Source organism: Pseudomonas sp. H3_E07, from assembly GCF_054668895.1.
On the sequence record NZ_CP162795.1, the window covers coordinates 2,191,742 to 2,209,785 of the forward strand.

The following is an 18,044-nucleotide window of genomic DNA, read 5'->3' on the forward strand; positions in this document are numbered from 1 at the left end:
GCTGGACTTGCCCGCGATGACGCCGTAACAGGCGACGCTAGGCCCGGAACTGCCCCAGGCTCGCCTTCAACTGCGCTGCCAATCCATCCAGCACCTTGCCACTGGCGGTGGTCTCCTGCACCGCCTGGGCGGCACGTTCGGCCTGGGCATGGATGACCTCGACCCGACCACGCACCGCATGGGCACCCTGGGCCTGGTGCTCTGCCGCACGCGTCGCCAAGCCTATCGCGGCATGCACCTGCTCCACCGAAGCCTGCACCGTCTGCTGCAGGCGCACGCTGTCGCGCAGTACCAGCAAACCTTCACTGGCCTGGCGCCCGGCCTTGCCGATGGTGTCCACCGCTTCCCGCGCGCCCTGCTGCAACGCCACAATATGCGCCTGGATATCGCCCGTGGAGCTTTGGGTCTTGCTCGCCAACGCCCGCACTTCGTCCGCCACCACGGCAAAGCCGCGTCCGGTTTCACCGGCACGCGCCGCTTCGATTGCCGCATTGAGCGCCAGCAGGTTGGTTTGCTCGGCGATACCATGAATCACGGTCAACACCACCTCGATCTGCTCGCTTTGCTGGGCCAGCCGCTCGATCACCTGGGACCCCGCCTGTACCTGGCCTGCCAACGCTTCGATCAGGCTGCCGACCTCGGCTGAAGTGCGCGAGTTCTCATCGGTCGCCTGGCGAATATCCACGACCTGCTGCAACGCCGCCTGCATCGCATGGCTTTCGGCCTGTGCCTCGTCGGCCATTTGCGACAGTGCGCGCAAGCTCTCGGCCACTTCATCGCGCTGCAAGCCGGCCGCTGCGTCAGCACCGGCATTGCGCAAGGTCATGGCACCGATTTCCACACCCGTACGCTGGGCCACATCCCCGGCTTCGCGCACGATGGGCTGCAACTTATCCACAAAGCGATTGACCGCCGAGGCCATGTCGCCGATTTCGTCCTTGCTGCTGATTTGCACGCGCTTGGTGAGGTCGCCCTCGCCCGCAGCCAAGTCATCCATGGCCGCGATCAGCAACTTCAGGCGATTGACTACCCGGCGCCCCAGCACGATGGCGATCAACAGCAATACACCCAAACCGACCAGCGCGAGCCCCATGCCGATACGCCAGCGCAAGGTGCCAGCAGCGTCCTGGACGGCGCCGGTGGTATTGGCGGTCATCTGGGTTGCAGTGGCCTGTGCGGATTGCAGGCGGGCGCCCATGGCGGCAGCGCTATCAGCCGCCGCGCCCTTGAGACTGTCGCCCACCAGCTGGTCACCACTGGCGATCAGTGCGGCGAAACGCTTATCCAGCGCCACCAGGTCAGCCTCCACCGCGGCAGTGGAAACCCCCATGCGCACCTTGCCGATCTCCACGCCATTGGGGCTGATGGACGCTTCGACATAAAACACAGAAGGGTCGTCTTTCGCCGCGTTCAACACTTTATCCAAGGCGCGGTCACCCTTGCCCTTTTCCAACAACGCCTGGTTGATCGGGTTTTCACGATTGAGGTAGCGGGTCAAATGCTCACCCGCCGCGTCGTCATACACTACGAACAGCACGTTGGGATTACGCTGGGCACGCCGGGCGAACTCCGACAGCGTCGGCACGTCGCTGTCCCACATGGCACGCGGCGCCACCGAGGCCAGCAGCTGCGCCATGTCATTGGCGGAGTCCTGCAGGTCTTTTTCCAGGGTCGCACGCAGCTGCTTCTGCTCTTCCTGCAGGCGGGTTGAAAGCCCCGCGGTCAGACGCTGACGGGTACTGGTCGACAAGCTGTCCAGGCTGGATGTGACTTCTTTACCAGCCTGGGCCAGCTCAGCCGACAGTTTCTGGCTGTCGATACCCAGGCGATTGCCCAGATCAGCCTCCAGCGCCGTGACCGTGCTGCGTGTGAGAGCAACCGCCACCAGCACTTGCACCAAAAGAGCGATACCTAGGGTAACGAACACCGGCCGCAACAGACGGCTTTGTAACAATGAGAGAACGGCAGACATCGGGAATCCCTCGACCACGGGTGCCATTAATTTGATAGCACCGCGAAAGAGAGAACCGAAGCAAAGGTCGTGCCGCCCGAACGACAGAAACGACAAAGGGCTCCCCGAGGAGCCCTTTGCTTTTTACATCAACAGCTTATTAAGCGAACGGGTGACGCAGAACGATGGTTTCGTTGCGGTCCGGACCTGTCGAAATAATGTCGATCGGTGCGCCGATCAGCTCTTCAACACGCTTGATGTAGGCACGGGCGTTCGCTGGCAGTTCTTCCAGGGTTTTGGCACCCACGGTCGATTCGGTCCAGCCCGGCACTTCTTCGTACACAGGCTGCAGACCTACGTAGCTGTCAGCGTCAGTCGGGGCCACATCTTTACCTTCTGCGTCTTTGTAGCCGATGCAGATGTTGATGGTTTCCAGACCGTCGAGCACGTCCAGCTTGGTCAGGCAGATGCCCGAGATGCTGTTCACATCGATAGCGCGACGCAGGATAACCGCGTCGAACCAGCCGCAACGACGAGCACGGCCGGTGGTCGCGCCGAACTCGTGACCTTGCTTGGCCAGGTGCGCACCGACTTCGTCGAACAGCTCAGTCGGGAACGGGCCCGAACCTACGCGAGTGGTGTAAGCCTTGGTGATGCCCAGGATGTAGTCCAGGAACATCGGGCCAACACCCGAACCGGTCGCAACGCCACCCGCAGTGGTGTTGGAGCTGGTCACGTACGGGTAGGTACCGTGGTCGATGTCCAGCAGCGAACCTTGGGCACCTTCGAACATGATGTCTTTGCCAGCGCGACGCAGGTCGTGCAGCTCGGCGGTCACGTCCAGCATCAGCGGCTTGAGCAGCTCAGCGTATTCCTTGCACTCGGCCAGGGTCTTTTCGAACTCAATGGCTGGCTCTTTGTAGTAACCCACCAGCATGAAGTTGTGGTAATCCACCAGTTCACGCAGCTTGTCTTCAAAGCGCGGCATGTTGAGCAGGTCGCCCACACGCAGGCCACGACGTGCAACCTTGTCTTCGTAGGCCGGGCCGATGCCGCGACCGGTCGTACCGATCTTCAGCTCGCCACGGGCCTTTTCACGGGCCTGGTCCAGCGCAACGTGGAAGGACAGGATCAGCGGGCAAGACGGGCTGATACGCAGGCGCTCACGCACCGGTACGCCTTTCTCTTCCAGCTTGGTGATCTCACGCAGCAGGGCGTCAGGTGCAACCACGACGCCGTTGCCGATCAGGCACTGCACGCCTTCGCGCAGTACACCCGACGGGATCAGGTGCAAGACGGTTTTTTCGCCATCGATGACCAGGGTGTGGCCAGCGTTGTGACCACCTTGGTAGCGCACTACGGCGGCAGCATGTTCGGTCAGCAGATCAACGATCTTGCCTTTGCCCTCATCACCCCATTGGGTGCCCAGGACTACGACATTCTTACCCATAACACTTGTCCTCATTCGCGCAAACTTGGTGCCGGCGATGGCCGGCAGGAAAACTCAAGAAGCCAGTGGCGATACTTGCCAAAGCCCGTTCTGCAGAATCAATTGCCGGTCGCAGTCCGCTTCACGGGCGGCGGCCAATGGTTGCCCAGGCAAAGCCTGGACGACACGCTGACCCTCACTGCGCAACTGGCAAACCTGCTGCCAGAGTGCTGCGTCCGTACTGTCGGGCATCCAAATGCCACCAGACGGTAGCTCGACCTCAGCACGCCCCAGGGTCACCAGGGTTTTCAAATCGGTGGAGAAACCAGTGGCCGGACGCGCCCGACCGAAGTCGGCGCCGATATCGTCATAACGACCACCTTGGGCGATGGCCTGGCCAACACCCGGTACAAATACCGCGAACACCACACCAGTGTGGTAGTGGTAGCCGCGCAACTCACCCAGATCAAAGTACAGCGGCAGCTCCGGGAAGCGCGCCGACAACTGCTCGGCAATCGCCAGCACGTCGTCCAGCGCAGCCAGTACCGGCGCCGGCGCGTTGGCCAGGCGCTGACGCGCGGCGACCAGCACTTCACGGCCGCCGCACAGGTTGACCAATGCACGCAGCATGTCAGCCAGATCGGCAGGCACACCGGCGGTCAGGGCGATCACTTCATCGATGGCCTTGCGTTGTAAGGCATCGAAGAGCTGCTGTTCCACTTCACCGGACAAACCAGCCGCACGGGCCAGGCCACGGTAGATACCCACGTGTCCCAGGTCCATGTGAACATCCGGCACATCGGCCAATTGCAGCATGGCCAGCATCAAGCTGATCACTTCAACATCGCTGCTCGGGCTGGCATCGCCGTACAACTCGGCGCCCAGCTGGATCGGGCTCCGGGACGACGACAACGCACGCGGCTGTGCATGCAGCACGCTGCCGGCATAGCAAAGACGGCTCGGACCTTCGCGGCGCAGGGTATGCGCATCGATACGCGCCACTTGCGGCGTGATGTCGGCACGGAAACCCATTTGCCGGCCCGACTGCGGGTCGATGACCTTGAAGGTGCGCAGATCCAGGTCCTGGCCCGCGCCGGTCAGCAGGGATTCCAGGTACTCGATATGGGGGGTCACGACAAACTCGTAACCCCAGCTCTGGAACAGATCCAACACCTGGCGACGCGCTACTTCAATGCGCGCAGCTTCTGGTGGCAGTACTTCTTCGATGCCATCTGGCAGCAGCCAGCGGTCTACCGTTGCCATTACGCCATTCCCCTTTGATCCGGGCGGCCAGCCCTCGGCCGAGCCTTGAGTGAAGCAGAAAACACCCGCCCCCTGCATAAACCACGCGCAAGAGCGACGTGACGAACGGCCTGTAATCGGCCTCGTCGGGCACTTTCCTCGAAAAACCTGTCACGCCTGCCGAATCAAACATGCAGACGCAAAAAAGCCGGGAATTTCCCGGCTGCCGCATCATACACCCGTTTTCTGAAAGGATCACCCCGCCAGGCGTTTTAGCCGCCCGACGGAGATGACACCTACAGAATCACAGGCTGGTTACTTGGACTTTTCCAGGTAGCGGAAGAAGTCGCTGCTTGGGTCCAGCACCATGACGTCGGTTTTGTTCGCGAAGCTTTCACGGTAGGCGCGAAGGCTACGGTAGAACGCGTAGAACTCCTGGTCCTGTCCGTAGGCCTTGGCGTAGATCGCCGCCGCTTGAGCATCGCCATCACCACGGGCCTCTTCAGACTCGCGATAGGCTTCGGCCAGCAGGACACGGCGCTGACGGTCGGCATCCGCTCGGATGCCTTCTGCCAACTCGTTACCCTTGGCGCGGTGCTCACGGGCTTCACGCTCACGCTCGGTGCTCATCCGCTCGAACACGCTGCGGTTCACTTCCTTCGGCAGGTCGATAGCCTTGACCCGGACATCAACCACTTCGATGCCCAGCTCTTTTTCCGCCATCGTGTTCAGCGAACGGGTGATGTCAGCCATCAGCGCATCACGCTCACCGGAAACCACCTCATGCAGGGTGCGCTTACCAAACTGGTCACGCAGGCCCGACTCCAGACGGCGCGACAAACGCTCGTCGGCAATCTGCTTGAGGCCGGAGGTCGCAGTGTAGAAGCGCTCGGCATCCTTGACGCGCCACTTGGCGTAAGCGTCAACCATCACGGCTTTCTTTTCCAGGGTCAGGAAGCGCTGTGTCGGTGCATCCAGGGTCATCAGGCGGGCGTCGAACTTGCGCACCTGGTTGACGTAGGGGACTTTCACATGCAGGCCCGGCTGGACATCCGCCTGGACCACGCGACCGAATTGCAGCAGCACCGCACGCTCGGTCTGAGCCACGATGTAGAAGCAGTTCCAGGCAGCGATGACCACGACGACGCCCACAATCAGGGCGGTCAGCGATTTATTGCTCATCAACGACTCTCCCTGGTACGTGTTTGCTGTTGCAGCAAGTCAGCGGCCGCACGGGCGCTCGCTTCGTTGGCAGCGGCAGTGGAACCGGTGGACGGTGCGCTGGTGCTGCTACGACCACCTTCGATCATCTTGTCCAGCGGCAGGTACAGCAGGTTGTTCTGCCCACCTTTGCTGCCGGTCACGAGAACCTTGCTGGTGTTGCTGAAGACTTCCTGCATGGTGTCCAGGTACAGACGCTCACGCGTGACTTCTGGCGCCTTGCGGTACTCGGCGACCAACTTGGTAAAGCGATCCGCCTCACCCTTGGCACGAGAGACCACTTCGTCGCGATAACCGTTGGCGTCCTCGAGGATGCGCTGGGCCTGACCACGGGCTTCCGGCACGACGCCGTTGGCGTAGGTTTCAGCCTGGTTGCGCGAGCGCTGCTCGTCTTCACGGGCACGGATCACGTCATCGAAGGCTTCCTGTACTTCGCGCGGTGCGGCTGCGCTCTGTACGTTCACCTGGGTGACGGTAATACCGGTGCGATAGGTATCGAGGAACCGTTGCAGGCGCTCCTTGATCTCGCTGGCCATCAATTCACGCCCTTCGGTCAGCACCTGGTCCATCGCGGTAGAACCGACGACATGGCGCAGGGCACTTTCGGTAGCGTGTTGCAGGCTGATTTCCGGCTGATCAACGTTCAGCACGAAGTCCTGCAGGTTGCTGATCTTGTACTGCACGGTCAGCGGCACTTCGACGATGTTCTCGTCTTCGGTCAGCATCTGGCCCTGCTTGGTGTAGGCACGCTCACGCGTGACGTTTTCCATGTACTTCTTGTCGATCGGCGGGAAATAGATGTTCAGGCCAGGGCCGACAGTCTCGTAGTATTTGCCGAAGCGCAGCACCACGGCTTGCTCCTGCTCGTCCACCACGTAGACGGCGCTGTACAGCCATACGGCCGCCAGCACGACAAGACCCAGGCCCAGCAGGCCATAGCCGCCGCCCTTGCTTGTGCGACCACCGTCGTCACCACCCCGTTTTTTTCCACCACCGAACAACCCATTCAGGCTTTCCTGCAGCTTTCGGAAGGCCTCGTCGAGATCTGGTGGCCCCTTGCGGTCGCCATTATTGCGGCGTTTACCACCCCAAGGATCCTGATTATTCGAGTTGCCACCCGGCTCATTCCAAGCCATAGCGCTCTCCATCTGATAAAGCAAAGACGCACCCACGGCGCGCCGACCAATGCTACAGAATGCCTGCCACCGCGGCACAACCGCTTTAGGAGGCTTTTATTGCAAAGTGTGTTGTTCGATGAACTCTGCCGGTACAACGCCTTCACGGCTGACCAGCCGATTCAGCTCCGAGCGCGGCAATCGAACGGCCAGCAAGCTGACACCTTCTTCGTCGTGTTCTTCTTTCTGCACCGCACCCAGCTCGAAAAACTGTGCACGCAGTCGAGCAAAACGCTGGGGCAAGCGCAAGGTGCCGACGAACAAATCGCTGCCAAGCAACTCGGCAATGGCTTGTTCAAGCAACTCAAGACCACTGCCATCACGCGCCGACAGCCAGACCCGCTGGGGCTTGCCGTTCTCATCGCGCTGGATTTGTGGCTCAACGCCTTCAAGCAAATCGAGTTTGTTATAGACCTCGAGGATCGGCAAGTCCTGGGCACCGATCTCGCCCAGTACCAGCATCACCTGTTCAATCTGCAACATGCGATCCGGTTCGGCCGCATCGATCACGTGCAACAGCAGGTCGGAGTTGCTCGACTCTTCGAGCGTAGACCGAAATGCCTCGACCAGCTTGTGCGGCAAGTGACGAATGAAACCTACGGTGTCGGCCAGGACAATCGGCCCCAGGTCGTCCAGATCCAGACGACGCAAGGTCGGGTCGAGGGTGGCGAACAGTTGGTCGGCCGCGTACACGTCCGATTTCGTCACGTTATTGAAGAGTGTGGATTTGCCGGCGTTGGTATAGCCCACCAGCGACACGGTCGGGATATCCGCACGGGAACGACCCCGTCGTGATTGCTCACGCTGGCTGCGTACCTTCTCCAGGCGACCCTTGATCTGGCGCAGGCGAACCCGCAACAGGCGTCGGTCGGTTTCGAGCTGGGTTTCACCCGGACCACGCATGCCGATGCCGCCACCTTGACGCTCAAGGTGAGTCCAGCCGCGGACCAGGCGGGTGCTCATGTGATCAAGCTGGGCCAGTTCGACCTGGAGCTTGCCTTCATGGGTACGGGCGCGCTGGGCGAAAATATCGAGAATCAGACCGGTACGGTCGATCACGCGACACTCGAAGACACGTTCGAGGTTACGTTCCTGACTGGGCGTGAGGACGTGATTGAAGATCACCAGATCGGCTTCTTCGGCGTGCACCAGGTCGCGCAGTTCCTCGACCTTGCCGCTGCCAATCAGGAATTTGGCGGTTGGCCGATGACGCGGTACGTTAAAAAACGCAACGGTCTCGGCGCCGGCCGAATTTGCCAACTCCTGAAACTCCTGCGGATCTTCGCGCGCCTCAGGGTCCTGTCCATCCAAGTGAACGAGGATTACTCGCTCACCACCACCGTGGCGCTCAAAGAACAAAGGAGACTCCTATCAGGCGTTACCTGGCTCAGCGTCAGCTGCATCATCACCTGCTGCGCTAGGCAGACGGATTGGACGAACTGGAACGACTGTCGAGATAGCGTGCTTGTAGACCATCTGGCTGACGGTGTTCTTCAGCAGGATCACGAACTGGTCGAACGACTCGATCGTGCCCTGCAGCTTGATACCGTTGACCAGGTAGATGGAAACCCCCACTTTCTCTTTACGTAAAGTATTCAAGTAAGGGTCTTGTAGCGAATGCCCTTTTGACATGTGCCGCACTCCTTTAAGGATCAATAATAAAAAAATCGGAAAATAGATAGCTTATGGCCGTCACACCCCCAAGGATAGACGGCAATTGCAGGGACTCAGCTCAATATGGAGACCGTTCCCAAGTATTTCAAGGCGCGTGACAGATTGTCGCTGTCCAGACTGTCCAGCCAGTGCAAATCGCTCCAGCTGCGCAACCAGGTGAACTGGCGTTTCGCCAATTGGCGCGTGGCAATGATGCCGCGTTCCTGCATTTCGGCTGACGTCAGCTTGCCATCCAGATGATCCCAGACTTGACGGTAGCCTACAGCACGTATCGAAGGTAACCCTGGGTGCAGGTCACCTCTGGAACGCAGAGCTACGACCTCGTCCACAAACCCCTGTTCCAACATAATTGTGAATCTTTGTGCAATTCGTTCATGCAGCACCTGGCGATTTGCCGGAGCGATGGCCAGATTCGCCACAGTATAGGGCAATTGTGATGCGCCAGATGCGCCTGCGTCAGCACTTTGCGCACTTTGTTTCAGCCGGTGTTCAGTCATGGTCTGCCCGCTGACACGCCAGACCTCCAAGGCGCGAGTGAGGCGCTGGGGGTCATTGGGGTGAATGCGCGCGGCAGATATTGGGTCTACCGACGCCAACTGGTCGTGCAAGGCTTGCCAGCCAAGGCGTGCAGCCTCTTCTTCCAGTTCGGCGCGCACCTGGGCGTCGGCCGGCGGCATGTCCGCCAGGCCCTCCTGCAAAGCCTTGTAATAGAGCATCGTGCCGCCCACCAGCAGCGGAATATTGCCTCGCGCGGTGATGTCAGCCATGGCAGCCAGGGCGTCTGTGCGAAAATCCGCGGCCGAATAGCTCTCTGACGGGTCGATGATGTCGATCAACTGATGCGGATACTGGGCCAGCAGCGCTTTTGATGGCTTGGCGGTGCCGATGTCCATGTCCCGGTAAACCAGGGCCGAGTCGACACTGATCAGCTCGCACGGCAGCACCTTGGTCAGCTCGATGGCCAGGTCGGTCTTGCCGGCGGCCGTGGGGCCCATCAGGAAGATGGCGGGGGGCAAGGCACTCATCAACGGCCGCGCAGGAAGAGTTTGTCCAGATCGTCCAGGCCCATCTGGGTCCAGGTCGGTCGGCCATGGTTGCATTGCCCGCTGCGTTCGGTGTTTTCCATGTCGCGCAGCAGGCCGTTCATTTCCGGCAAGGCCAGGCGGCGATTGGCGCGAATGGCACCGTGGCAGGCCATGGTGCCGAGCAGTTCGTTGATGTGGGCCTGGATGCGGTCACTGGTGCCGTATTCCATCAGGTCAGCCAGTACGTCGGCCACCAGCCGGTTGGCCTCGGCCTGCTTGAGCAGCGCAGGAATCTGGCGGATGGCCAGGGTTTCCGGGCCCAGGCGCTGCAGTTCGAAGCCCAGCTTCTGGAACACGCTGTGGTGCTCTTCGGCACAATCGGCCTCGCGCTGGCTGACTGCCAGCGACTCCGGCACCAGCAGCGGCTGGCCGCTGAGGCCTTCGCTGGCCATGGCAATCTTGAGGCGTTCGTACATGATCCGCTCGTGGGCGGCGTGCATGTCCACCAGCACCAGGCCATGGGCGTTTTCCGCCAGGATGTAGATGCCCTTGAGCTGCGCCAACGCGTAGCCCAACGGCGGGATATCTCCACCGCCTTCCGGCAGGGCAACCGGCGCGCCCTGTTCAGCACCCGGCAGCGGCGCGAAAAACTCGCGGTAAGCAGCCTGGGCCTCAGCCACCGGCACCGCCGACTGTGGACGCGGGGTGTATTGGTATTGATAACCCGAGCCGGCGCCGGCATTCGGCGCGGTATAGGACGGTTGCGACTGCGGCGATTGCAACAGGTTGGCCGCCAGGCTCATTTCGCCCTGGGGGCCAAACTCACCGGCTTGCGGGCCACTTGGGCGGACCACGGCCGTCACAATGGGCGCGGCCAATTGATCGTCCGGACGCACATCACCCAGGGTGCGGTGCAGGGTGCCATAGAGGAAGTCGTGCACCATGCGTCCATCACGGAAGCGCACTTCGTGCTTGGTGGGGTGCACGTTAACGTCCACCACCGACGGGTCGACCTCAAAAAACAGCACAAACGTTGGGTGCCGCCCGTTGAACAGCACATCGCGATAGGCCTGGCGCACCGCGTGGGCCACCAGTTTGTCGCGCACCGCACGGCCATTCACAAAGAAATACTGCAAGTCCGCCTGGCTGCGGGAGAAGGTCGGCAAGCCGACCCAGCCCCACAGGCGCAGGCCATTGCGTTCGATTTCAATCGGCAGCGCCTGCTCCAGGAACCCCGGCCCGCAGATCGCCGACACACGGCGAGCGCGCGCGGCGTCATCGTGGGCTTCGTGCAAACTGAGGATGGTCTTGCCGTTATGACGCAAGTGAAACGCCACGTCGAAGCGGGCCAAGGCCAGGCGCTTGATGACTTCCTGCAGGTGATCGAATTCGGTTTTTTCGGCCTTGAGGAATTTACGCCGCGCCGGGGTGTTGAAGAACAGGTCGCGCACTTCCACCGAAGTACCGACGGGATGGGCTGCCGGATGGACCCGAGGTGCCATGTCGCGACCTTCGGTTTCCACTTGCCAGGCCTGCTCGGCGCTGCGAGTGCGAGACGTCAGGGTCAGGCGCGCCACAGAGCTGATAGAGGCCAGGGCCTCACCGCGAAAGCCCAGGCTCATCACCCGTTCCAGGTCTTCCAGGTCGCGAATCTTGCTGGTGGCGTGACGCGCCAAGGCCAGCGGCAAGTCGTCGGAAGAAATGCCGCTGCCATCATCACGCACCCGCAGCAGCTTGACGCCGCCCTGCTCCACGTCGACATCAATGCGCTTGGCGCCGGAGTCGATGCTGTTTTCCAGCAGTTCCTTGATCACCGATGCCGGACGCTCCACAACCTCGCCCGCCGCAATCTGGTTGGCAAGACGTGGGCTCAGCAGTTCGATGCGTGAGCCGTTGTCCAGAATGGATTCGCTCATTACTGTGCCGCCAATTCAGTGCCAGGGATGGTCAACACCTGGCCGACTTTCAATTCATCCGTCTTCAGGTTGTTGGCGCTGCGCAAGGTAGCGGCCGACACCTGGAAACGCACGGCCAGCATGGCCAGGGTGTCGCCGGGCTGCACGCGATGGTCACGCGGGCCCTGAGCGATTTTCCCGGAGTCACGCAGCCAGGCGATATAGGTGCCCGGTGGCGGATTCTGCTGGAAGAACTGGCGAACACCGGCGCTGATGGAACGCGCCAGCGCCTGCTGGTGGCTGCCGGTCGCCAGTTTCGAGGCTTCGTTGGAATTGGAGATAAAGCCGGTTTCCACCAGGATCGAGGGGATGTCCGGCGATTTCAGCACCATGAAGCCCGCTTGCTCTACGCGCTGTTTGTGCAGCGGCGTAACGCGGCCGATATTGCTCAGGACCTTCTGGCCGACGTTCAGGCTGGACGTCAGCGAAGCGGTCATCGACAGGTCGAGCAACACACCGGCGAGCATTTTGTCCTTGTCATCGAGTGATACGTTGCCGGCTCCGCCGATCAGGTCGGAACGGTTTTCACTGTCGGCCAGCCAACGCGCGGTCTCGGAGGTAGCGCCGCGATCCGACAGGGCAAACACCGAGGCGCCAAAGGCTGCGGCCGAAGGCGCAGCGTCGGCATGGATCGACACGAACAGGTCGGCGCCCTTCTTACGGGCGATTTCGGTACGGCCGCGCAATGGAATGAAGTAGTCGCCGGTACGGGTCAGCTCGGCGCGGTAGCCTTTCATCGCATTGATCTGACGCTGCAGTTCACGGGCAATCGCCAGTACCACGTCTTTTTCATGCTGACCGCGTGAACCGGAGGCACCCGGATCCTCACCACCGTGACCAGCATCGATCACCACGATAATGTCGCGCTTGCCGGCCGGAGCCGGTGGTGGCGGAGGCAGCTTGACCTGCGGTTGCGACGGATTGACCGGAACCGCCGGGACAGTCGCAACACTCGGGGGCGGTGCAGGTGGCGGGTTGGCATCGGCGGCATTGTCGAACAGGTCGACCACCAGTCGGTTGCCGTACTGGGCGTTAGGCGCCAGGGAGAAGCTTTTCGGGGTCACGACCTTTTTCAGGTCGATCACCACGCGCAGGTCGGTCGGTGTCCGTTGGGCCGAGCGCATGGCGGTAATCGGGGTATTGGCGGTGGACACTTTCAACGGCGCGGCCAGGGTCGCGCCGTTGATGTCGATCACCAGGCGATCGGGCGCCGTCAGGGTAAAGACGCTGTGCTGGACCGGCCCAGACAGGTCGAACACCAGTCGCGTGTTATCCGGCGCTCGCCACAGGCGCACACTTTTTACCTGTGAAGCAGCCAGAGCATTGACAGTCATTGCCGCAAGCAACACCCCCACGACAGCAACCAACGCGCGAAAGCGCATACCTAACCCCACCAATTATTTGAATTCCAATGCCAAAGCGGCGCACCACGACTGGCCGCGCGCGCTCTGGGGCAACAACTTCAACTGACGCCCGTGCTCATGCGGCGTAATGGTAATGGTCATGTCAGGCTTTGGCAAAAAGCCTGTGCCTTTATCTGGCCACTCAATCAGGCACAACGCATCGTCATCGAAGTAATCCCGGATCCCCATGTATTCCAACTCTTCGGGGTCCACCAGACGATAGAGGTCAAAGTGGAAGGCGCGCACCGCACCGATTTCGTAGGGTTCGACCAGGGTGAACGTAGGGCTTTTTACTGCCCCAGTGTGGCCCAACCCGCGGATAATCCCTCGGGACAACGTGGTCTTGCCCGCCCCCAAGTTGCCTTCCAGAAAGATCAGCCCTGTCCCTGCCGTCACCTGCGCAAGGCGTTGCCCGAACGCAACGGTGGCCTCTTCATCGGCCAGGAAAAGGATTACTTCAGACACGGCGACTGCTCCTCCAACAATTGACGAATGGCAGGTATCAAGTCGCTGGCAGCCAAGCCACGACCAAAGGTGCCCTGGCGATCGCCCGCCGTGGCGTGCAACCAAACCGCCAGACAGCTTGCCTCATAGGCCTGCATGCCCTGGGCCAGCAACGCGCCCACCAGGCCGGCCAGGACATCGCCCAGCCCTGCAGTTGCCATTGCCGGATGACCTTGTTCACACCGTGAAACACGTCCGTCCGGGCTGGCAATCAAACTGCCAGCCCCCTTGAGGATAGCCACTGCATTGAATGTCTGGCTCAACGCGCGCGCCACCTTAAGGCGATCGGCCTGAACCTCGGCTATCGAAATGCCCAACAACCGCGCGGCCTCCCCCGGATGCGGGGTGATCACGCAGTTGGCCGGCAAGCTGACGCTGCCGCTGGCGAGTTGGTTCAAGGCATCGGCGTCCCAGACTTGCGGTTGCTTGGCGTTGGCGGCCACAGACAGCAGGCTTTTGCCCCAGGACGCGTCTCCAAGGCCAGGCCCGATCACAATGACCGAGATCTTTTCCAGCAGGCCCATCAGTTGGTTGGCTGAGCTCACACCCACCGTCATGACTTCCGGCAAGCGAGCCAAAGCAGCTGGCACGTGCTCCAGGCGCGTTGCCAGGGACACCATGCCCGCGCCACTGCGCAAGGCACTTTCTGCGCTCAGCAAGGCTGCGCCACCCAAGCCGCGGTCGCCACCTATGACCAACAGGTGGCCAAACCGGCCTTTATGGTCGTCCGGGGAGCGCGCCGCCAGCTGCGGCAAATGGCCGTGCAAGAGGGACTGTACGTCGGTTATTGCGTGTTTTGTCTGCGGCATGCGTCTTCGAGCTCCGATGTCTGGCAGAATTATACCTATCTAACCTGCGGTTTCCCTTGTCTCATGCCTGCCATCACCACCGATCTGCCCGCCCTCGCCCAATCGATCAAAGACTGGGGCCGCGAACTGGGCTTTCAACAAGTAGGCATCAGCGGCCTGGACCTCGCCGAGCATGAGCAGCACCTGCAACGCTGGCTCGAAGCGGGCTATCACGGCGAGATGGAGTACATGGGCGCCCATGGCAGCAAACGCTCTCATCCCGATGAACTGGTGCCCGGTACCTTGCGCGTGGTGTCGCTGCGCATGGATTACCTACCGGGCGATACACAAATGGCCCAATTACTGGCCAAGCCGGAAAAAGCCTACATCTCGCGTTACGCCCTGGGCCGCGACTATCACAAGCTGATCCGCAAGCGCGTGCAGCAACTGGCTGACCGCATCCAGGCGCAGATCGGCCCTTTCGGTTTCCGCGCCTTTGTCGACAGCGCACCAGTGCTGGAAAAAGCCATCGCCGAAAAAGCCGGGCTGGGCTGGATCGGTAAAAACACCCTGGTACTCAATCGCAAGGCGGGCAGTTACTTCTTCCTCAGCGAGCTGTTTGTCGACTTGCCGCTGCCGATCGACGCGCCCCACAGCACTGAACACTGCGGCCGCTGCACTGCTTGCCTGGACATCTGCCCCACCAATGCCTTAGTCGGTCCCTATGTGTTGGACGCGCGACGCTGCATTTCCTACCTGACCATCGAGCTCAAACACGCGATTCCCGAGGACCTGCGCCCACTGATCGGCAACCGCGTGTTCGGCTGCGATGACTGTCAGATCGTGTGCCCGTGGAATCGTTTCGCCCGCGCTACCGGCGAAAGCGATTTCAAGCCACGCCACAATCTGGATAACGCAGAACTGGCCGAGTTGTTTATGTGGGACGAGGATAAATTCCTCAGCAGCACCGAAGGCTCACCGCTGCGTCGTGCCGGCTACGAGCGCTGGCTGCGCAATCTCGCGGTGGGCCTGGGCAATGCGCCGTCGAGCATTCCAGTGCTGGAGGCTTTGAAGGCACGCCGGGATTACCCGTCGGAACTGGTGCGCGAACACGTGGAATGGGCACTGAACCAGCACGCCAGCCGCTAGTGCACATCGTCGTTGTAGACGAACTTGGGCATTTCCCAGTGAAAACGGATCGCCAGCAGGCGCAGTAGAAAGCCGCTGAACAGGGTCAGCAGGATCGCTTGCTCGCTGGGCAGCTCCAGATAAAGGCACAGCATATAAAACCAGGCGGCGAGGAACGACACACTGGCGTACAGCTCGCGGCGAAAGATCAGCGGGATGTCGTTGCAGAAGATGTCGCGCAGGATGCCGCCGAAGACCCCGGTGATCACCCCGCTGACCGATGCCACCAGCATGCCGTGGCCCATTTCCAGCGCAGTCATGCAACCGATCAGGGTGAAGGCCACCAGGCCAACGGCGTCCAGCGCCAGGAACAGCGAGCGCAGGCGGCGCATCAGCGGTGCGATAAAGATCGTCACCAGTGCGGCAATGGAGGTCAGCACCAGGTATTCCGGGTGCTTGACCCAGGTCAGCGGGTAGTGCCCAAGCAGCACATCACGCACCGAACCGCCACCCAACGCCGTCACACACGCGATCAGCACCACGCCGAACCAGTCCATGCCACGCCGTCCGGCCGACAGCGCGCCGGTCATGGCTTCGGCGGTGATGGCGATGAGGTAGAGCATCAGCAGCATGATGGCGATCCTTGCATTGAGGCCGGCAGTCTAATCATTTGCTGATGGCACCAAAAGAGGGCGCTTGGCGAAAGACCGCGTCGACCCTACCGCAGGCGAGCCAGCTCCCCCATTTGTTCCGCGCGCGTCGTGACAAAACGGTCAAGCGTGGGAGCTGGCTTGCCTGCGATGGCGCCGGGCCAGGCGCCACATCTTCAGGCCTTGATGAAATGCTTGCGGTAATGCTGCAGCTCGGCAATCGACTCGCGAATATCATCCAGCGCCAAGTGCGTGCTGCCTTTATGGAAGCTGTCTTTGACTTCCGGCGCCCAGCGCGCGGCCAATTCCTTAAGCGTGGACACATCCAGGTTGCGGTAGTGGAAGTAGCTTTCCAGCGCCTTCATATGCGTATAAAGGAAGCGACGATCCTGGCAGATGCTGTTGCCGCAGATCGGCGACTTGCCCTTGGGCACCCACTTTTCCAGGAAGGCGATGGTCTCGGCTTCTGCTTCGGCCATGCTGATACGGCTGTCGCGCACGCGCTGGGTCAGGCCGGAGTTGCCATGAGTGCGGGTATTCCACTCGTCCATGGTGGCGAGGACGGCGTCGCTGTGGTGGATGGCAATCACCGGCCCTTCGGCCAAGGTGTTGAGGTTGCTGTCGGTGACAATCGTCGCCATTTCGATGATGACGTCGGTGTCAGGGTTCAGACCGGTCATTTCCAGATCGATCCAAATCAGGTTCTGTGGGTTTTGCATGGCTTGATTCTCTTGGCACCTTGGCTTAGCTGCGCAGTTTAGCAGGCAGGGGCATGCTAGACTCGCGACCGTTTTACCCAACCTTTGTATTATCGACACGGAACACCAATGGCCAAACGCCAGCTCAACCGTCGCCAAAACTGGCGCATCGAAAAGATTCAAGGTGAACGCGCCGCTCGCGCCGCCAAACGTGAATCCTCCGCCGTGGAAGCGCTTGAAGGCGGCGACCTGGGCCCCGAGCAAACGGGCCTGGTGATCGCGCACTTTGGTGTACAGGTCGAAGTCGAGGCGCTGGAAGGCGAACTCGCAGGCTCGGTATCCCGTTGCCACCTGCGCGCCAACCTGCCTGCGCTGGTCACCGGCGACAAAGTGGTCTGGCGTGCCGGCAACCAGGGCATCGGCGTGATCGTCGCCCAACTGCCTCGCACCACCGAACTGCGCCGCCCGGACAGCCGCGGCCAGCTCAAGCCAGTGGCGGCCAACGTCGACATGATTGTCATCGTGTTCGCGCCACTGCCTGAGCCGCATGCCAACCTGATCGACCGCTACCTGGTCGCAGCCGAGCACGCCGGCATCCGCCCGCTGTTGCTGTTGAACAAATTCGACCTGATCGACGAACAGAACGCCCCGGCGCTCAACGCCTTGCTGGCGGTGTACCGCACCCTCGGTTACCCGGTGCTGGAGGTTTCGGCGCATCACGGTAATGGTATGGAACAGCTGCAACAGCAGTTGGACGGGCGCATCAGCGTGTTTGTCGGCCAGTCAGGCGTGGGTAAATCCTCGCTGGTCAACAGCCTGCTGCCGGAAGTCGACACCCGCGTGGGCCCGCTGTCGGAACTGTCCGGACAGGGCACCCACACCACCACCACCGCGCGGCTGTTCCACTTCCCCGGCGGCGGTGAGTTGATCGACTCCCCAGGCATCCGCGAATTCGGCCTCGGCCACGTCAGCCGCAGCGATGTGGAAGCGGGCTTCATCGAATTCAACGACCTGATCGGCACCTGCCGCTTCCGCGACTGCAAACACGACCGCGAGCCGGGCTGTGCGTTGCTCAAGGCGCTGGAGGATGGGCGTGTGCAGCAGCAGCGGATGAACAGCTATCGGTCGATTATTGCGAGTCTGCCCGAAAGCAGTTATTAAACTGCTGAAACAACAAGGCCGCGATCATCGCGGCCTTGTT

The 18,044-nt window shown here is 61.3% G+C and carries 16 protein-coding genes; 2 read left to right on the forward strand and 14 right to left on the reverse strand.

The window, feature by feature from the left end:
* Positions 1 to 37: 37 nt before the first annotated feature.
* The 12 genes from AB4O08_RS10030 to AB4O08_RS10085 form a co-directional block, all read right to left on the reverse strand.
* The gene (locus tag AB4O08_RS10030; RefSeq protein ID WP_010213604.1) at positions 38 to 1,972 is read right to left on the reverse strand and encodes a methyl-accepting chemotaxis protein; all 1,935 of its coding nucleotides are present in this window, start codon (positions 1,970 to 1,972) and stop codon (positions 38 to 40) included.
* A 139-nt stretch (positions 1,973 to 2,111) separates the two neighbouring features.
* On the reverse strand, positions 2,112 to 3,401 hold the full coding sequence (locus tag AB4O08_RS10035) for an adenylosuccinate synthase (protein ID WP_010213605.1): 1,290 nt from the start codon (positions 3,399 to 3,401) through the stop codon (positions 2,112 to 2,114).
* A gap of 54 nt (positions 3,402 to 3,455) precedes the next feature.
* Positions 3,456 to 4,643, reverse strand: coding sequence for an ATP phosphoribosyltransferase regulatory subunit (locus AB4O08_RS10040; RefSeq protein WP_010213606.1), 1,188 nt, complete (start codon positions 4,641 to 4,643; stop codon positions 3,456 to 3,458).
* A gap of 294 nt (positions 4,644 to 4,937) precedes the next feature.
* The gene (gene hflC / locus AB4O08_RS10045; protein WP_010213607.1) at positions 4,938 to 5,804 is read right to left on the reverse strand and encodes a protease modulator HflC; all 867 of its coding nucleotides are present in this window, start codon (positions 5,802 to 5,804) and stop codon (positions 4,938 to 4,940) included.
* The gene (gene hflK / locus AB4O08_RS10050) at positions 5,804 to 6,979 is read right to left on the reverse strand and encodes an FtsH protease activity modulator HflK (protein ID WP_010213608.1); all 1,176 of its coding nucleotides are present in this window, start codon (positions 6,977 to 6,979) and stop codon (positions 5,804 to 5,806) included. The genes hflC and hflK overlap by 1 nt, the downstream gene beginning before the upstream one ends.
* 96 nt (positions 6,980 to 7,075) lie before the next feature.
* Complete coding sequence (gene hflX, locus AB4O08_RS10055) at positions 7,076 to 8,377, reverse strand: ribosome rescue GTPase HflX (RefSeq protein WP_010213610.1); 1,302 nt, start codon at positions 8,375 to 8,377, stop codon at positions 7,076 to 7,078.
* Between the two features lie 12 nt (positions 8,378 to 8,389).
* Positions 8,390 to 8,650: an RNA chaperone Hfq gene (gene hfq / locus AB4O08_RS10060; protein WP_003171355.1), complete on the reverse strand. Its 261-nt coding sequence runs from the start codon at positions 8,648 to 8,650 to the stop codon at positions 8,390 to 8,392.
* 95 nt (positions 8,651 to 8,745) lie between these two features.
* On the reverse strand, positions 8,746 to 9,717 hold the full coding sequence (miaA, locus tag AB4O08_RS10065; RefSeq protein ID WP_010213612.1) for a tRNA (adenosine(37)-N6)-dimethylallyltransferase MiaA: 972 nt from the start codon (positions 9,715 to 9,717) through the stop codon (positions 8,746 to 8,748).
* Entirely contained in the window at positions 9,717 to 11,633 is a 1,917-nt protein-coding gene (gene mutL / locus AB4O08_RS10070) for a DNA mismatch repair endonuclease MutL (protein WP_460114842.1), read from the reverse strand. Before mutL ends, miaA begins: the two co-directional genes overlap by 1 nt.
* Positions 11,633 to 13,054, reverse strand: coding sequence for an N-acetylmuramoyl-L-alanine amidase (locus AB4O08_RS10075; RefSeq protein ID WP_010213615.1), 1,422 nt, complete (start codon positions 13,052 to 13,054; stop codon positions 11,633 to 11,635). The genes mutL and AB4O08_RS10075 overlap by 1 nt, the downstream gene beginning before the upstream one ends.
* Before the next feature lie 15 nt (positions 13,055 to 13,069).
* Positions 13,070 to 13,540 carry a tRNA (adenosine(37)-N6)-threonylcarbamoyltransferase complex ATPase subunit type 1 TsaE gene (gene tsaE / locus AB4O08_RS10080; RefSeq protein ID WP_010213616.1) on the reverse strand — a complete coding sequence of 157 codons (471 nt, stop codon included), beginning with the start codon at positions 13,538 to 13,540 and terminating at the stop codon, positions 13,070 to 13,072.
* A complete protein-coding gene (locus AB4O08_RS10085) occupies positions 13,528 to 14,388 on the reverse strand; it encodes an NAD(P)H-hydrate dehydratase (protein ID WP_460114843.1) in 861 nt (286 codons plus the stop codon). The genes tsaE and AB4O08_RS10085 overlap by 13 nt, the downstream gene beginning before the upstream one ends.
* Positions 14,389 to 14,451: 63 nt before the next feature.
* On the opposite strand from AB4O08_RS10085, the gene queG reads away from it, so the two are divergent.
* A complete protein-coding gene (gene queG, locus AB4O08_RS10090; RefSeq protein WP_460114844.1) occupies positions 14,452 to 15,516 on the forward strand; it encodes a tRNA epoxyqueuosine(34) reductase QueG in 1,065 nt (354 codons plus the stop codon).
* On the opposite strand, the gene AB4O08_RS10095 is transcribed toward queG, so the two are convergent.
* Together AB4O08_RS10095 and orn are read right to left on the reverse strand one after the other, a co-directional pair.
* A complete protein-coding gene (locus AB4O08_RS10095; RefSeq protein WP_174555606.1) occupies positions 15,513 to 16,130 on the reverse strand; it encodes a trimeric intracellular cation channel family protein in 618 nt (205 codons plus the stop codon). The two genes, queG and AB4O08_RS10095, sit on opposite strands and share 4 nt — an antisense overlap.
* Positions 16,131 to 16,321: 191 nt before the next feature.
* The gene (gene orn, locus AB4O08_RS10100) at positions 16,322 to 16,864 is read right to left on the reverse strand and encodes an oligoribonuclease (protein ID WP_010213620.1); all 543 of its coding nucleotides are present in this window, start codon (positions 16,862 to 16,864) and stop codon (positions 16,322 to 16,324) included.
* A 108-nt stretch (positions 16,865 to 16,972) separates the two neighbouring features.
* Between orn and rsgA the strand changes: the two genes are divergently transcribed.
* Entirely contained in the window at positions 16,973 to 18,004 is a 1,032-nt protein-coding gene (gene rsgA, locus AB4O08_RS10105) for a small ribosomal subunit biogenesis GTPase RsgA (protein ID WP_003171340.1), read from the forward strand.
* The last annotated feature ends 40 nt before the right edge of the window (positions 18,005 to 18,044 follow it).

Excerpts from the sequence above, each read along its gene's own strand:
- hflK (WP_010213608.1), bottom strand. The coding sequence starts at position 6,979 with ATGGCTTGGAATGAGCCGGGTGGCAACTCGAATAATCAGGATCCTTGG.
- mutL (WP_460114842.1), bottom strand. The coding sequence starts at position 11,633 with ATGAGCGAATCCATTCTGGACAACGGCTCACGCATCGAACTGCTGAGC.
- orn (WP_010213620.1), bottom strand. The coding sequence starts at position 16,864 with ATGCAAAACCCACAGAACCTGATTTGGATCGATCTGGAAATGACCGGT.
- hfq (WP_003171355.1), bottom strand. The coding sequence starts at position 8,650 with ATGTCAAAAGGGCATTCGCTACAAGACCCTTACTTGAATACTTTACGT.
- rsgA (WP_003171340.1), top strand. The coding sequence starts at position 16,973 with ATGGCCAAACGCCAGCTCAACCGTCGCCAAAACTGGCGCATCGAAAAG.
- AB4O08_RS10085 (WP_460114843.1), bottom strand. The coding sequence starts at position 14,388 with ATGCCGCAGACAAAACACGCAATAACCGACGTACAGTCCCTCTTGCAC.
- AB4O08_RS10040 (WP_010213606.1), bottom strand. The coding sequence starts at position 4,643 with ATGGCAACGGTAGACCGCTGGCTGCTGCCAGATGGCATCGAAGAAGTA.
- AB4O08_RS10035 (WP_010213605.1), bottom strand. The coding sequence starts at position 3,401 with ATGGGTAAGAATGTCGTAGTCCTGGGCACCCAATGGGGTGATGAGGGC.
- miaA (WP_010213612.1), bottom strand. The coding sequence starts at position 9,717 with ATGAGTGCCTTGCCCCCCGCCATCTTCCTGATGGGCCCCACGGCCGCC.
- queG (WP_460114844.1), top strand. The coding sequence starts at position 14,452 with ATGCCTGCCATCACCACCGATCTGCCCGCCCTCGCCCAATCGATCAAA.
- hflC (WP_010213607.1), bottom strand. The coding sequence starts at position 5,804 with ATGAGCAATAAATCGCTGACCGCCCTGATTGTGGGCGTCGTCGTGGTC.
- AB4O08_RS10030 (WP_010213604.1), bottom strand. The coding sequence starts at position 1,972 with ATGTCTGCCGTTCTCTCATTGTTACAAAGCCGTCTGTTGCGGCCGGTG.
- AB4O08_RS10075 (WP_010213615.1), bottom strand. The coding sequence starts at position 13,054 with ATGCGCTTTCGCGCGTTGGTTGCTGTCGTGGGGGTGTTGCTTGCGGCA.